This is a genomic window from Streptomyces sp. H27-H1, from assembly GCF_026627445.1.
GTDB lineage: Bacteria > Actinomycetota > Actinomycetes > Streptomycetales > Streptomycetaceae > Streptomyces.
Map to the genome: position 1 here is coordinate 102888 of NZ_JAPNLJ010000022.1, position 14441 is coordinate 117328.

The window sequence follows — 14441 nt, forward strand, 5'->3', positions numbered from 1 at the left end:
AAGTGAATGTCTCAGCCCAAATCACTCAACTGCGCGCGGACGATGTCATCGATCCGGGCGCTGTGTTGTGTGTTGAACCCATCGGGGTTGGCCGTGTTCAGGCCAGATCCCGCACCTGACCCCTTTTCCCTGAACACCCATGTGGTGGGCAGCGCTTTGTGCTGCCCACCCTGTAGGAGGAGAAACCTGATGGATCACGAGTCCACGATGTTGTCGGTCGCTTTCAATGGGGCCGACAACACGGGTAAGACCACGCAGATCGGCCTGCTGGCCCGCCGGATCGGTCCGGCTGCGGCGCCCGCCGGCGCCCTGCACGACCACGACTCTCGATGGACCGCTATCCAGGGCGACATGGCCGGGTGGTGGTTCGGGACGGGCCCCATCGAGGAGGTCGTGGACGTCCTCGTGACTTCTTACCTCGCGCGATCCGCCGCCCCCGGCGTCGGGAGCCTGCGACTGCTGGACCGGGGCATCCCCATGTTGGAGGCGTCGGTCGCCGCCACCGTTGCCGTCCGCGAGAACCTGGCCGCCCCGGCAGCGGCCGACCGGGCACGGGCCCTGCTCGAACCTTGGGCCACGGACCTTCGCGTCGCCGAGGACGCTGAGCTTTCCCTCTACCTGGCGTTCTCCGAGGACATCGGCAAGAACGTGGCCCGCAGCCTCGCCCACCAGGCGAGCGTCACGCCGCCCTACGACCGCTACCAGCAGATCCTGCACGAACGACTGCACGACATGCATACCAAAGAGCGCCGCTTCAAGCACACGGTGATGATCGGTGACCGCTCCATCGTCGAGGTGCAGCGGGAGATCCGGCGTGTGCTGCACCCGTGGCACTCGGCCGTGCCTGCCCGTGCCCTGGACGGGGTGCAGATCATCGCGCTCGCCGGGCTGTCCGAGAGCGGCAAGAGCACCGCTGGCGAGTATCTGCGCATGCGACACGGCCACGCCCGCCTCAAGCTCGGGTGGCTGCTCGACACCGCCGCCGCGCACGCCGGCATACCCGACCCGTACGCGGTCACGGAGGACGTCCAGGCCGAGTTGATCGTCGACGCCCTGGATCGCTATCTGACGGCCCACTACTACGTGAAGGACGTGACGATCGAGTCGCTGCACTCCTTGGGGTCCACCGCCGCACTGCGACGACTGCTTGGACGGCAGGTCACCGTCACGTACCTCGACACGCCTATGGCGGCCCGCCGCGCACGCAGCGAAACCGGAGCCGACGACGTGGTCGTGCGCGACGTCGTCAAGGAGGGTCGAGGCGCGGACAGGATCGCGGGCATCGCGGACCGGGTGATCGACAACTCCGGTACACGGCTCGGCCTGGAGCGCTGCCTGGACGCGATGGTCCTCGATCGCCACTGGCCCGCACGGCACCCGGAGGCGCAGCCCGTGAACATGCTGGGCCTCCCGATCAGCCTGGAGTCCTACCTGGGCAAGCTGCTGGACCGCACCACCGGCGGCGCTGACCCGGTGGTGGACCTGCTGGCCGTCACCGGGTCCGGTGCCCGGGGCGAGTTCCAGAGCGGGTGGAGCGACCTCGATGTGTTCGTCGTCTCCGACAACGCCCGTCTGGATGCCCTCGCCGACGTGCTGGCCGAGCTCCGCGCCGACCTGGAAGGCGTCAAGCTCGGCATCAGCGTCGTCACGCTCGCCGAATGCCGCGCCGGAAACGTGTCCGTTCGGCTCCAGCATGTGCTGGCCCAGATCGGTGCCGGTGCCATCACTCCGCTGTGGGTCCGAAATGGCCTGCGGCTCCCCGCTCCGGACCCGGCCGCCATCGTGGCCGCCACCGTCATGAACGGGGTCCAAGCAACCTTCGACATCCGCCGGCAGATCCTCGCCGGCGCCGGCGATCTGCGCACCCTCTACAAGGTGACGGGGGTGTCCGCGAAGGTGCAGTTGGAGTTCCGCGGCGTACCGGTCTCCGCCGACGAGGACGCCCTGACCAGGCTCCTCGGCGCCCACGGCCACGACACCTCCCTGGCCCGCACCGCCCGTACCGACCGCGACGCCGCCCTCGAGGCCGCCCGGATCGTCCTCGACCTGTGGAACGACACCATGAACGGAGTGGAGCAGTGACCGACGCAGTCTTCGCCAAGAACTTTCCCGATAGCACGGCCGCGAGGAGGGAAGTTGATGGCCACCGCCTGGTCGAACACCGTCTCTCCGTTCCCCGGCTCCATGGTCTTCACGACGGGCCGGACGGCAGCCAGGTGGTCTTCGACGACGTGTTTGCTCAGGGACGGTGCGAACTCCTCCTCGGCGACATCATCGCCCTCGCCGACCGCGACCCGAGCCAGATCCCCCGTGTCGTCGAGCTCGTTGAAGCCGTGTGCCACGACCTGACCACGGCCTTCATGCCCGAACGCCGATACCCCCTGAGTAGCTGCGTTCCCACCCTCTACGCCGACCGCATCCGACCCGGTGGACGCCTGGACACCTGGTACCTGAACCCCGGCCACTCCCTCGTTCCGGCCGGAGGAAACGTTCCCGCTCTCACTGCGGCTGACCTCGCCGACCACACGATCACCGTCAACGGCCGGCCGCTCGCCATCAACCTCCCCGACATCGTCCACACCACCCGCCAGATCCTGACACCGGACAGCAGCTGGGTGAGCGGACACACTCAGGGAGACCCCACCGAGCCAAACATCGCCGACCCCCTGTGCTGGCTCGACTTCACACTCGCCGGCCTCAACACCCTTCCGGGCGAAGCCGCCAACCTCCTCTGGTACCTGATGGGCCTGGGCGGCTGGCTCGTCCCCACCTATCAACCCGAGACCTACCAGCGCACCATGCGCCTCGCCCTCCCGCCCCTCACGACCCCCCGGATCACCCACCTGTACCACCACCCCCGACTCGGACACTTCGACATCCACTACGAGTGGAACACCGGCCCCGGCCGCCGAGCCGCCCTCACCACCGCCCTGCAAGCCCTGCCCGACATCCCCTGGCACGACTTGCGCCCCTTCCTCACCCTCCGCGTCCTCGGCGTCGTCCGTCCCTGGCCCATCACGACGACCGACACCCTCCTGCTGCTGGTCAAGGCCGCCGAACTCCATCAGACGAGCAGCAACGCCACCGAGTTCTTCACCCAGCACACATGTGAAACGGAGCTTCCGTGAACCCCACCCTCCCCATCACTGACCAGTCGCTGCGCAGCCGACCCCTGCTCGGCCGCACCGCTCTGGTCACCGGAGCCACCGGTGGCATCGGCAGCGCGATCTGCCGTGCCCTCGCCACCGCCGGCGCCCAGGTTGCCATCGCCCATTTCGACGAGGACGCTGCCGCCGCCGGCCTCCTGGACCAGCTGCCCACCCGAGGCATCGCCGTCTCCGGTGATCTCACCGATCCGATGTTCCCGGCCGCCCTGATCGCCACCGTCACCGACGCCCTCGCACCCGTCGACATCCTGATCAACAACGCCGGCGCCTACCCCCGTATCCCCTGGGAAGACCTGGACGAGGCCGACTGGGCACAGTCCCTGGCCATCAACCTCCACGCTCCGCGCCGCCTGTGCCAGGCTGCCACCCCGAGCATGACGGAACGCCGGTGGGGCAGGATCGTGAACATCGGCTCGATCAATGCCCTCGTGGGCCGTCGCCAGCTCACCCCCTACGCCACGGCCAAGAACGCGATGATCGGACTGACCCGGTCCCTGGCCCGCGATGTCGGCGCGGGCGGGATCACCGTCAACTCGGTCCTGCCCGGAGCGATCCAGGTTCCTGCTGAAGATGCCCTCCCGCCCTCCGCCCGGGTGTCCCCCGAGCACCAGATCGCCCGCCAGTGCGTTCCCCGCCGCGGGCGGCCGGAGGACGTGGCGGCCGCCGTCGCCTACCTGGCAAGTCCTTCGGCCGGGTTCATCACCGGTCAGAGCCTCCACGTCGATGGCGGCTGGATGATGAACTGATCTCCTCCGGCCGGGTTCATCACCGGTCAGAGTCTCCACGTTGACGGCGGCTGGATGATGAACTGATCTCCTCGACAGCAACGCCTGAGGAGACACAGTGAAAGAACGAGTGCGTGCCGTCCTGATCACCCCGGCCCACACCATGATCATCATCCGCCGCACCGTCCCCGGCCGCGACGTCTACCACGTCCTCGTCGGCGGCGGCATCGAGGACGGCGACCCCACCCCGGAAGCGGCTCTCCACCGTGAGATCCACGAGGAGATTGCCGGGGAGGCTCACGTCGTCCGGCTGCTGGGCACTCTCGCCGACATCGAACGCGAAGAGATCCAGCACATCTATCTCGCCGAGGTCCGCACGTGGGCCTTCGACGACCGTACCGGCAGTGAGTTCACGCGTGTCGATCGCGGCACCTACGAACTCGTCGAGACCCCCCTCACCACCCCCCAGGCCCTGGCCACCCTCAACCTCCAGCCTCCATCGGTGCTGCCCCTGATCCAGGAGGTCATGTCCGAATGGGCGTGAAGCGGCGCTGGAAGCTCGGCTTCCTGGCCGCGAACGCCGCGCGACAGCGAGGAAGGCCGTCTGGCCGATCACAAGCTGTGCAAGGGCACGTGGGGCGAGCTGGTGTGCTCGGATCTCACGTCCAGGCGGAGCAGCCCGTCGCCTTCGAAGGAATGCGGTTGGTATGGCGGTTGGCCTGACAAACCGACCACAGACTTCCGCACGGAGCGGTTCAGATCCGCAGTGCGCCGGCTGATCCTCGGCGTACGCCAGTGGGCACACCGTGCAGACCGATCACGGAAGGGGTTCGATTCCTGAGCGCTGCAGGTGATCCCTGTGGCGTGTCCCTGGAGATCTCTGCAGCTCCAACTTCCCCAGCACCCCGGTGCGCGCCCTGCCTTCGGGCAGGTGCGGCGCCGGGGTGCTGTGTTTTTTCGTGGCTCGCCCTACTCGCCCCGTGAAGGCAGTGAGCACAAGGGATCAGCAGAGCTGATCCGGATCTGACGTTGAAGAACGTCCTTGTCCCGCCAGGAGCCAAGCCATGAACTGCCCGAACTGCGCCAGCGATATGGAGTCGAGCGCCTACGGCATCCGCGCTGGGAAGAAGGCCACGCACACGTGCCCCGAGTGCGGTTACAGCGAAACACGCTGAGCGGCTGCTTCTCTCCTTCAACTGCGATCTCGGGCGAACCCATGACAGGCTCGCTCGCCGCCAGCTCACTCCTCATCGGCATGGGCCTGGCCAGCCTGGCCGACTCCATGAGCGGCTACTGCTTTGCCGCTGCCGTACCTCGCCGCCCTGGAGGCCTCACACATCTACGGCGGGCGCTGCGCACTCGACGAACTCGTCTTCTTTCGAACCCATGCGGGCGGCCCACCCCCAGCACACGCACTGACCAAGGAGCACGGACCATCATGAGTTTCCTCAGCCGCATCGGCTGTATCGAGACCGAAGAGCAGGAGCGGACCCGGCTGGCCCAGGCCCCCGAAGGCTCGCTGAACCACTACCTGTCAACTCTGCCCGTGACCATCGACGAGTGGCCCAAGGACCTGCTCGTCGAACTGCCCTGGCAGCAGCCGCGCACTCACCAGGCCTACCGCGTCGTCGTGGTGCCGATCGAGTTCCGGGAGGAGGCTCTGCCTGAGGGTGTCGAGGAGGAGTCGCTGCAGCGCAAGCGCCACTCCGGCGCTTGGATGTGTGCCGTGGTGTTCTCCGACCACCCGGACTACCCGGCCAGCGGCTTCCGCATCGATGTCCCAGCCGCCGAGATTGTCCGAGGCCGGAAGGTCGACCTCGCCACCGCCCTGGCTCCGTTGTACGTGTCCGGCGAGACTCTGCACACCCCGGAACCGCTGTGCGGCTCGTGCGAAGACTGCGGCCTCTTCCGCCCTCCGTTCTCACGCAACGGCGCCTCCGGATCCGGGGCCTTTGGCCGGTCCCTCCCGGTTCCAGGCGAGGCGGGGCACTGACCGCACGCCGGTTTCCGCAATGCACCTGTGCGGTGTACCAGGTCACCAGGTACGCGGAACCGGTTTGGATGGTGCGCGAAGTCGGCGGCGAGCGGCGGCAGGTCGGCAGCCATAGCACCACCCGTAAGGGCGCGCTCGCGCTGGTGGTCGGCGCGGTTGCCCACGAGCGGGAGAAGGCCGCCGCCGCGCCCGACCGACCGTCGCGGAAATCCGGACGGCAGTATCCAGCCGTAGCCGACCGGGGGCTCTCCCTTTCTGCATGATCAGCGGAGCTGATCCGGTCTGGCCTTGGGAAGATCACGTCCACGCCAGGAGTGCAGCCGTGAGCCAGGCGCTCCGCTGCAGAGCAGCGCCGGGGGTCTCACTGCCGAATCCATCGCATCTTCCGGGGGAGATCGCCATGCCGGAGCGCACCGAGCACACCCTGCTCTCCATCAAGCATGTCGACGACGCCCTCGCCGAGCAGGGTGTCGCCGCAGTTGAAAGCGCGATCTCCGGCATCAGCCTGAGGATCAGGCCACCTCCTCAACTGTGCTTGCCCGCAGGCTTCGCGGCGACGGCCTGCTGCTCGACGTGCCGTGCCGCGATGTACAGGCCCTCGCGGTTCAGGTGTCGCGAGTAGCTCGAGTCGAGGTAGAGCACGGGCACATCGCCAGCGGCCTTCAGAAGCGCAGGGTGCAGCAGGTGCTTGATAGGACCCGAGCCGCCGCCGTAGACGTAGACGACCTCGGTCGTCGCACCGGCCTGGGAGAGGACGTCGCCGAAGGAGGAGACGATCTCGTCGACCAGGTAGCTGGCCTCGTCCTCGACGAAGCCGGCGGCGCGCTGGTGACGATTCTTCACCAGCACAGACGGCTTCGCGTGGAGGAAGTCCGCCAGCTGCTTGCGTGAGGAGAACTGCAGCGTGGCGTCCGACTCACTCATGCGCTCCATGGCGTTCATCAGCGCGGTGCCGTAGCCCTCGTCGAGCGTGGCTGCCGCCTCGGGGTTGAACCGCCCATCGGTGAAGACCGGAAAGTTCACGGTGCCCTCACCGATGTCGACGCCGATGGTGTTCTGCACCGCCACCAGATCGGAGGCCGTGACCCCTTCCACGACGGAGGCGTCGCGAGTGCGCAGATCATCGAGAAGAGCCTGGGCCAGCGGCTCGCCCTTGTCGGTGATGGCGAACTGCGCGGAGGCACCCTCGGCCATCACCTGAACGTCGACGAACTGCAGGCGCACCGAGACCGGGGTGCTGAAGTTCTTGATCGTCACCAGGTGCACCGCGGGGTCGGAGCTGCCCAGCAGACCGATGAACTCGGCGGCGTAGGCGTGGCGGCGCGCGACGAACTCGGAGATCGGCAGCGCCAGGCCGGCGCGTACGTGCACGCGCAGCTCGTGATCGGGCAGCGCGCCGTTCTCGCGGACGTAGTCGCGCAGGGCCTTCGCGGCGAAGGTACCCAGGACCAGGACCTTGCTCAGCTCCTGATCAGCCTTGGAGTGCTTGCCCAGTACCTCGAACTCGGTGAACTTCGAGCCGCGCACGCTCAGCGCTGCCCGGCCGAAGATTCGGCGGTCCGACGCCGCTACCAGGGTTGTGGTGAGCGAGCAGTCGAGCTGGTTGTAGAAGTCGCCGGCCATCACGGAGGCCGCATCCGCGTCGGGGAGCGGCACCTTCGGCGAGGTGCGGGAAGTCGAGACGACCGCGCTGGGCAGATCGATCTCGTCGAAGATCTCCCGCTTCGTATTCTGGATGACGCCCTTGACGTAGCCGTTGCCGACGTCGATGCCGCCGGTAAGGGTGATGATGCCGTTGCTGTTGGCGCTCATGAATCCGGTCCCTCGGTGTCTGTGTTGTCTGCCTGGAAAATGAAATTCACCACGTCACTCAGCGCCGAGTACTCGCCATGATTTCGTCGATGGAGGCCAGCTTCGGCGGCTCAGGGGTTGGGCTGGGGGCGCTTACCGCAGGATGCTCGACCGTCTCGACAGGTGTGGGAACCGGCTCGGGTTGGGCTACCGGCGCTGGTGGTGTCTTCTCGACGACGGCGTCGGCCTGCTCGGCGACCACGGGCTGTGGCCGGCGAGGAGTGGCGGCCGGACGGCGCTCGGTGACCGCCTCGTCGTCCTCGCGCTGCTCGGTGCTCTCCAGCGGCGGCCGGCCGCGACGCGGCAGCTGCTCGACGGGCTTGTAGTAGACGTCGACGTATCCGTCGCGCTGAATGGACTCCCGAATGAGCAGTCGCAGTGACTGCGAGATGTTCTCCTGCTGATCGAGCCACTCGATCACCGAGGTGTCGGCAGCGGGCACGGTCCAGCGGATCTTGCGAGGTTCACTCGGCTGATTCGCCATTGCACTCACCTCGCCCTTCCGATCGCTCCTGCACTCCATCCAGTCGTTCACTGGACGCCTCTCGCTCTGTCACATGGACTCACCACCCTTCATGTTTTCCTTCGGATTCGAATCGCTATGGGCTCACTCTAGTGTTCTTATCGAGCCCCATGCAAGTCCAATTCGATACGCGAGTTGGGCGCCATTAAGTCCCCGGTCGTCTCTGGCGGGGACGCCTGCGAGACGCTGCAGTGCCCCTGCCGGAGAGGGCTGGGCGCATGCCGACGGCGCCATGCGCCTATGAGTCCCACGGGCAACGCAACAAGGGCTCCCACGGGACACCTGCGAGACACCTGGCGTCAGGGCGTGGTCTCGGGGAAGTCGAACGGGGGCACGCGTAAGCTCCCACTGGTGTCCCGACTGCGCCTCCTCACAGACACCACCAGGCTCCCCGACGCAGACGTATCGTCCGAGGGCACTCTGTGCGACACCGGGGCGGCACTGTTGGAGCGCGCACGAGACACTGTGCGGACACGCGCGGGACTCTGAAAGACCCAGCAACATCAGTCGGTGTCTTGTACGTGTCCTAGTCGCGGCCCTTGCGTGTTCCGATGGGTCACCGCAGAGACGCGAGGGAAGCGCTGATTCACGGGGCCGCGAGGCCTGACCGCCCCCTTGCCAAAGCCATCCGGCGGGTACGTTGAGACAGTCACGGACCGCTGGCGGAGCATGGCCGGCACAGCTGCCACCGAGACGCCGACACAGCGCTGGTGCGGCGGTCGGCACGGGGGCGTCATCGAGCCGGCACGGTCGCGCAGAGTGAGAAGGGGCGAAGGGGGGAGCAGGCCCCCACGCCCAGCGAGCGTGCGAGGAATGACGTGCTTGCACAGTACGGGCCGTGGGGTGGAAGGGGCTCGGAGGCGTTGCTGCGGAGGCGCCCTCTGGAGGAAGGCGACAACGCTCCGATACCCCTCGAGCTGCTCGCTGTGCCCGATGGGCAGATGGTCGCCGCAGCCGGGGCTCTCTTCTTCTGATGCGTCCACGAGAGACCGCCCCGGGCTCGCCGCGCAAGCGCGAAACGAAACACAGCCCGGGGTCGGATCGTGTGTCGACAAGGTAGTGCCGAACGCCCGCCTCCGGCGCGGTGCGTGACGTGCCGGCACGCCGCCGCGCCACCACCGGAGCAACGGCCAGAGCACGGCGAATCCAGGTCGGTGCAACCAGCAACACGATGGTGCGAGGCCGGCTACGCCGTCAGCGGCGAGCGATGAAGCAGAGCGTTGTCCACAGCCGAAGCGACGGCGTCGCGCGAGGACGGATCCGCTGCTGGGCGAGGGCTGTGCCGCCTGTGGCAGCAAGGTGGTGAACCGGAGCTGTGCGCCGTCGTACCCCGCCTCGTCGTGCCTCACGAGGACGGATCGGCACGGGGGTACGGCCGTATCCGGAACGACGAAACAGCAGTACGGCCAGAAGGTGTGACGACCAGGCGAAACGGCCAGACCCGTACCCCCGCTGCACGAAAGGGGGAGGGGTACGAGTCGAGAGGGTACGGACCGTTTCCCCTGATGTTCCAGGCTTCCACGCATGCTCCAGCCGTGGAACAGCGGGGACGGCGACAAGGAAGTGAAAGGGCATAAGGGAAACTGATAACGCGTGCCCTGCGGACCCTCGCTCCGCTCGGCCTCTCTACTGCGCTCCGATGACGTGTCAGGCATGGCCCGACGGGTTTCCACCGGTCGCTGAGCTCGCCGGTCCCGCGGTCGCCGGCGCTCCCTCTGGCTATGCCCAGCCCTGCGCTTGAGGGGCGAACCCCAACGCTGCCCCACCGCGGTTGTCCACAGACGTGCGGACCAGCGAGCGGACAGGGGGGAGGGGCGCAGCAGTGGAGAGGCGGGCGGGCAGCGCCTGGCTCAGGCGAGAAGTGACGCTCCGCGCGGTGGCTCGCAGTGCGATCCGGCCAGGGGTGGATCACTCAAGCGGGACCTTCCGGGTCGTCAGCCGGCAGGCTGGCGCGGGAGCTGGGCTGAGCATCGAGATCGCACGGACCCCACCGCGGTCCGCACTCGATGGTCGCCCCCCCCACCCGAGTCCACGCAGAGGCACAACATCGACACAGTCCCAGCCTGAACTCGTCCTGCGATAAAGGAGCCTGCTGCGTGCCGAAGTTGTAGCAGTCGAACAGCGAAGCCGACGCCGAGTATGCGCTCCGGCGAAGTCGGGGGCGTCGATAGTGTCGACTTCACCGACGACGAGAACAGAACGGTCGCCACCGTGAGCATCCCCCGCAGCGGTGACGGGATGTACATCGCCCACCCATGCCGATGTGTAGTGACGATCAGATCCGCGTCGAGCTGCATCGGGAGAAGGACCTGGCCGTGATCGGGTCCAGTACCGGCTGGCCGGAATGGGGCAGCGGCATGCAGGTCGCCGCGCCTGCCCAGACGTCATGACCACAGCTCTCGATTCCAGCTGTGGAGACCACCGAGTCATAAGGAGAGGAGACTCGAATGATTGCTGAAATGATGCCAGAATCGTCCTCGCGCGTCGTCCTCGTCACCGGTTCCCGCAGCTGGAACGACGCGAAGAGTATGCGTGAGACGTTCAGCGACGCCTGGCGCGGCTGGGGGCCCAAGAACGCCACCCGGCCGGTGCTTCTTTCGCGGCACTGTCCCAAGGGGGCCGACGCCATGGCTGAACTGATGTGGCGGGACGCAGGCTCCGAGATCATCATCTTTCCCGCCGATTGGTCGGCCCACGGGGGAGCAGCCGGCTTCCAGCGGAACCCGGAGATGGTCGACGCCGCCCAGGTCTTCCGCGAGGCCGGGGCTCAGGTGCTGTGCACGGCCTTCCTCGACCTCTGCCAGAAGCCCGGATGCCCGAAGCGAAGCCAGGGGCAGCTCATGCCAGAGACGCCGGGACACTTCTCGCGCGGCACCATCCACTGCAGGGCTCGAGCGCGAGCTGCGGGTATCAAGACGACCAACGTGATCCATCTGGTCTGAAGGTGGTCTGAAGACGCGCGAAGGGCCCTGCAGCACACTGCAGGGCCCTTCGGGGGCGAACGAGAGAAGTCGGCCAGGAGGCGAACATCAGGCTCAGCGCTAGTTGCTCCGATCGATGCCGTGAGCCTCGTCGTAGGCCTTCATGACGTTCTTCGGGATGCGCCCCCGATCCGCGAACTCGTGGCCCTTCTCCTTGGCCCACTCGCGGATCTTGTCTCGCTCCTCGGCAGTCGTCTCAGGTACGACTCGCTTCTTGAGTGCAGGCTTCCCGGCCTTCCGGCTGACCTCCATGTACGACTTCAGCGCAGCCTCAAGGCTCTTCTTCTCCTCAGCTGTGAGATCGACTTCGTACCAGGTGTCTCCCAGGCCGAAGGTTACGGTAGCTGCATCCGGCTTACCGCTGAGATCTGACTCGACAATGCTTCGAATAGCCATACTGGCGAGAGTAGCTGATGCGCAAGGACTTTGGAAACCCTATCGCAATCATTCGACATAAGTGCGCCATTTGGAGCCCGAATGAGGCTCAAAGGTGTTGGCGAATTGGCAGAAGAGGTGACTGTTACTGCTAGAATCGCAGTAACGTTGAAAGGCGTCTCATGCCCCGCTCTCCACCGACCAGCGACCCCGATCGAGAGGGCCCCCTCGATGTCCACGCTTCATGCCGTCGACGACCACTCGCTCGCCGACGAGGACATCGACCTCTTCATGCTGCTGTGCCAACGCAGTGGATGGTCGGATCAGTACCTGAAGGAGATCGAGTCCACCGAGCACGACGAACTCCTGGACCTGGCCGAGATGGTCGAAGCCCTTCATGACTCCCGGAGCGCGGGCCAGAAGATCAGCATCGCCCCCTACTTCGACACGGACGGCATCTCCTCTGGCATCCTCGGCCACGCAGGCCTGTCCGAGCTCGGCTTGGACGTCGAGCTGCACCTCCCCGACTACCGCCGCGGCTGCGAGCTCGCTCCCGAGGACGTCGCCGAGATCCATGCGAAGTGGCCTGATGCCCGGGTTCTGCTCACCAGCGACGGTGGAGTGAACTCCCGCCGCAGTATCGCCGCCGCGCGTGCCCTGGGCTGGACGACGTTGGTGACCGACCACCCCGAGGAGCTCGCGCCGGGCTCGACCGCGGACATCACTGTCGACCCGAGCCGGATCGACGAGACCTACGCCCATACCGGGATCTGCGGTGCCCACGACCTCTACCGGGTGATCGAGGCGTACACCCGCGTGCACCGGCCCGAGAAGCTCTGGGAGATCCGCCTGCTGCGTCTGTTCGCCGGCCTCGGCACTGACTCCGACGTCATGCCCGTGCCGTACGAGAACCGCCGGCTGGTGCGCGATGCGATCTCGATTGCCCGCCTGCTGCGCGTCGCCGCGCCGAAGACCATCCCCAATCCCTGGGGTGGGTTCGACGCCGACCCCGATGCCATCGACATCGACATCGACATCGACATCGACATCGAGCAGTCGATGCGGATGCAGCTGCTGCGCACCGAGCCGCATCACCCGGTCTTCCTCCGGGCCTTCGAGGGCTTCGCGATCCTGCTCAAGGCCTTCGCCCAGGCCGGCAAGCTCGCCGGAGACCAGCTTCTGGCCCCGTGGATGTACCTCTTGGACGCCCCCCTCGGCACGTACGGGCTGCCGGCCAACCGGATGATGGGGATCAACGGCCTCTTTCGGATCGTGTCGGCCGCGCCCGCGGCGTCCGGTGCCGTACATGGCAAGGCGGAGGGGTACAGCGTGTACTGGACGTACTCGGGCACCTCGACAACCCGGGGGTCTCCCCGGACGGAGTCCGGCGGATCAGGTGCGGTGCCGGGCGTCGCGGGTCCGGCAAGATCCGGAAGAGACGGCCTGGCCGCCGTGCTGCAGGAGACCACGCAGGTTGCCCTGCTCGCCGTCAGCACCGATGGCCCCAAAGGCGATCTCGTGCTCGGCCCGGACGCCGACCGTGACGCCGGCCTTGAAGATCTGCAGCCGCTGTTCGAGCTGGTGCGCCGGACCGAGGGCCTCAAGCCCATCGGGTACGGCTTCACCACGCCGGTCGTCGAGATCGCGATCGAGCCCCTGGGCCTGCGCGTGGACCGGATCGGAACCGCACTACCTGCGCCTGGTCACCCGGTCCTGCCTGTCCTGCCTGTGGTGGAACGTCGCTGAGGAGAAGTTCGACGTGATCCAGAGCTTCGTGCAGCGCGCCAGCCGTACCCAGCTCGGGACGCTGCGCTTCACGGCGACGTTGCAGCTGAACACCTTCCGCGGCGACACCCGCGTCCAGGCCGTCATCAACGAACAGATCACCACGGCTGCTTGAGCCCCGTAGAGGAGAAGACCATGACGACGCCACCGACCGCTTCGCGTCTGCTCGGCATCGGGTGGTGCGCCCTCGTGCCGTTCGCCGTCGTCGCGGCCTACCTCGGTCTGGGCGCCGTCGCAGTCCGCCTCATCGGCGAGCCGATCGTCGCGACCTCCGTCCTGGGCATGCTTGTTGTCGTCCTGGTCGGCTCAGTGAGGATCCAGCGGCCCCAGTGGCTCGCGCATGCGCCGCGGCCGAGCATGGAAATTCCGCGCTTCGGGTGGACCGCCGTCGGCTGCGCGGTTCTGGCATTCCTCGCCGGGCAGTCGCTGGCCTTGTGGATCTACGCCGCGACCGGGTCCCCAGGCTTCGACGCGTCGAACCAGACGAGGCAGGCGGCTGGAGCGCTGGCGACCCTGCTGCTCGCCATGGTCGCGGCTCCTGCGGGAGAGGAGGCCCTGTTCCGAGGGCTGGTCTACCCATTGCTGCGCAAGCGGGTGAGCATCCTCGCTTCCACGCTGGTCACCGCCGTGGTGTTCGGCCTGCTGCACGGCAACGCCGTGCAGTTCGCCTCGACCCTGCCATTGGCGGTGCTCCTGGCCCTGATCTACGAACACACGCGCGTGCTGTGGCCCTGCGTGCTCCTGCACCTGGGCTTCAACCTCGCTGCCGCCCTTGTCCCAGCACAGGCGCTCTTCGCTCTGGCGAACCCCGTCTCCGCAATGCTCCTGTACCTGGCTTTCGCTGGTTGTGCCTTTGGGCTCTACCGGCGGGTCGCCGGCTTGACCGCGCCAGGCGCAGTGCAGGCCCCGGGAGGCAGGGCTGTTGCAAAGTCGGATTGATCTTGTAGACGCGCTGGTGTGGCCGTGTGACGGTGTCCGGCGGAGGCGCTACGAACGCAACGAAGCTCCCGTTGATGCGGGTGACCTTGCCAAGTCGCCTGT

At 67.1% G+C, this 14441-nt stretch carries 14 protein-coding genes; 11 read left to right on the forward strand and 3 right to left on the reverse strand.

The features are described 5' to 3' along the window. The first annotated feature begins 189 nt into the window (after positions 1 to 189). From OTB20_RS23815 to OTB20_RS23840, 6 genes are all read left to right on the forward strand, one after another. Positions 190 to 2082 carry a nucleotidyltransferase domain-containing protein gene (locus OTB20_RS23815; protein WP_267820442.1) on the forward strand — a complete coding sequence of 631 codons (1893 nt, stop codon included), beginning with the start codon at positions 190 to 192 and terminating at the stop codon, positions 2080 to 2082. Next, complete coding sequence (locus tag OTB20_RS23820) at positions 2079 to 3128, forward strand: hypothetical protein (RefSeq protein WP_267820443.1); 1050 nt, start codon at positions 2079 to 2081, stop codon at positions 3126 to 3128. The genes OTB20_RS23815 and OTB20_RS23820 overlap by 4 nt, the downstream gene beginning before the upstream one ends. Next, entirely contained in the window at positions 3125 to 3913 is a 789-nt protein-coding gene (locus OTB20_RS23825; RefSeq protein ID WP_267820445.1) for an SDR family NAD(P)-dependent oxidoreductase, read from the forward strand. Before OTB20_RS23820 ends, OTB20_RS23825 begins: the two co-directional genes overlap by 4 nt. A 97-nt stretch (positions 3914 to 4010) precedes the next feature. Beyond that, entirely contained in the window at positions 4011 to 4436 is a 426-nt protein-coding gene (locus tag OTB20_RS23830; protein WP_267820447.1) for an NUDIX domain-containing protein, read from the forward strand. Positions 4437 to 5330: 894 nt separating this feature from the next. Further along, positions 5331 to 5885, forward strand: coding sequence for a hypothetical protein (locus tag OTB20_RS23835; protein WP_267820449.1), 555 nt, complete (start codon positions 5331 to 5333; stop codon positions 5883 to 5885). A gap of 68 nt (positions 5886 to 5953) precedes the next feature. Beyond that, entirely contained in the window at positions 5954 to 6148 is a 195-nt protein-coding gene (locus OTB20_RS23840; protein ID WP_267820451.1) for a hypothetical protein, read from the forward strand. A 262-nt stretch (positions 6149 to 6410) separates the two neighbouring features. Here the strand turns inward: OTB20_RS23840 and OTB20_RS23845 are convergent, their stop codons facing one another. Together OTB20_RS23845 and OTB20_RS23850 are read right to left on the reverse strand one after the other, a co-directional pair. After that, on the reverse strand, positions 6411 to 7697 hold the full coding sequence (locus OTB20_RS23845) for a ParM/StbA family protein (RefSeq protein ID WP_267820453.1): 1287 nt from the start codon (positions 7695 to 7697) through the stop codon (positions 6411 to 6413). A 58-nt stretch (positions 7698 to 7755) separates the two neighbouring features. Further along, on the reverse strand, positions 7756 to 8220 hold the full coding sequence (locus OTB20_RS23850) for a hypothetical protein (RefSeq protein ID WP_267820454.1): 465 nt from the start codon (positions 8218 to 8220) through the stop codon (positions 7756 to 7758). Positions 8221 to 10514: 2294 nt separating this feature from the next. On the opposite strand from OTB20_RS23850, the gene OTB20_RS23855 reads away from it, so the two are divergent. Both OTB20_RS23855 and OTB20_RS23860 read left to right on the forward strand, forming a co-directional pair. Then, complete coding sequence (locus tag OTB20_RS23855; protein WP_267820455.1) at positions 10515 to 10649, forward strand: hypothetical protein; 135 nt, start codon at positions 10515 to 10517, stop codon at positions 10647 to 10649. Positions 10650 to 10706: 57 nt separating this feature from the next. Further along, positions 10707 to 11201, forward strand: coding sequence for an SLOG family protein (locus tag OTB20_RS23860; protein ID WP_267820457.1), 495 nt, complete (start codon positions 10707 to 10709; stop codon positions 11199 to 11201). A gap of 99 nt (positions 11202 to 11300) precedes the next feature. Here the strand turns inward: OTB20_RS23860 and OTB20_RS23865 are convergent, their stop codons facing one another. Further along, positions 11301 to 11636 (reverse strand): histone-like nucleoid-structuring protein Lsr2, encoded by a 336-nt coding sequence (locus OTB20_RS23865; protein WP_267820459.1) that lies wholly within the window; start codon positions 11634 to 11636, stop codon positions 11301 to 11303. Positions 11637 to 11717: 81 nt separating this feature from the next. Here OTB20_RS23865 and OTB20_RS23870 point away from each other — a divergent pair, with 81 nt between their 5' ends. Genes OTB20_RS23870 through OTB20_RS23880 form a run of 3 tightly spaced genes read left to right on the forward strand, consistent with a single transcriptional unit; the run spans position 11718 to position 14339 of the window. Further along, a complete protein-coding gene (locus OTB20_RS23870) occupies positions 11718 to 13361 on the forward strand; it encodes a phosphoesterase (RefSeq protein WP_267820460.1) in 1644 nt (547 codons plus the stop codon). 13 nt (positions 13362 to 13374) lie between these two features. Further along, entirely contained in the window at positions 13375 to 13515 is a 141-nt protein-coding gene (locus OTB20_RS23875) for a hypothetical protein (protein ID WP_267820462.1), read from the forward strand. A gap of 20 nt (positions 13516 to 13535) precedes the next feature. Beyond that, positions 13536 to 14339, forward strand: coding sequence for a CPBP family intramembrane glutamic endopeptidase (locus OTB20_RS23880; protein WP_267820464.1), 804 nt, complete (start codon positions 13536 to 13538; stop codon positions 14337 to 14339). Positions 14340 to 14441 lie beyond the last annotated feature (102 nt).

Coding starts and splice junctions, on each gene's coding strand:
- OTB20_RS23835 (WP_267820449.1), top strand. CDS start 5,331: ATGAGTTTCCTCAGCCGCATCGGCTGTATCGAGACCGAAGAGCAGGAG.
- OTB20_RS23880 (WP_267820464.1), top strand. CDS start 13,536: ATGACGACGCCACCGACCGCTTCGCGTCTGCTCGGCATCGGGTGGTGC.
- OTB20_RS23870 (WP_267820460.1), top strand. CDS start 11,718: ATGAGGCTCAAAGGTGTTGGCGAATTGGCAGAAGAGGTGACTGTTACT.
- OTB20_RS23845 (WP_267820453.1), bottom strand. CDS start 7,697: ATGAGCGCCAACAGCAACGGCATCATCACCCTTACCGGCGGCATCGAC.
- OTB20_RS23840 (WP_267820451.1), top strand. CDS start 5,954: ATGGTGCGCGAAGTCGGCGGCGAGCGGCGGCAGGTCGGCAGCCATAGC.
- OTB20_RS23860 (WP_267820457.1), top strand. CDS start 10,707: ATGATTGCTGAAATGATGCCAGAATCGTCCTCGCGCGTCGTCCTCGTC.
- OTB20_RS23850 (WP_267820454.1), bottom strand. CDS start 8,220: ATGGCGAATCAGCCGAGTGAACCTCGCAAGATCCGCTGGACCGTGCCC.
- OTB20_RS23855 (WP_267820455.1), top strand. CDS start 10,515: ATGCCGATGTGTAGTGACGATCAGATCCGCGTCGAGCTGCATCGGGAG.
- OTB20_RS23815 (WP_267820442.1), top strand. CDS start 190: ATGGATCACGAGTCCACGATGTTGTCGGTCGCTTTCAATGGGGCCGAC.
- OTB20_RS23865 (WP_267820459.1), bottom strand. CDS start 11,636: ATGGCTATTCGAAGCATTGTCGAGTCAGATCTCAGCGGTAAGCCGGAT.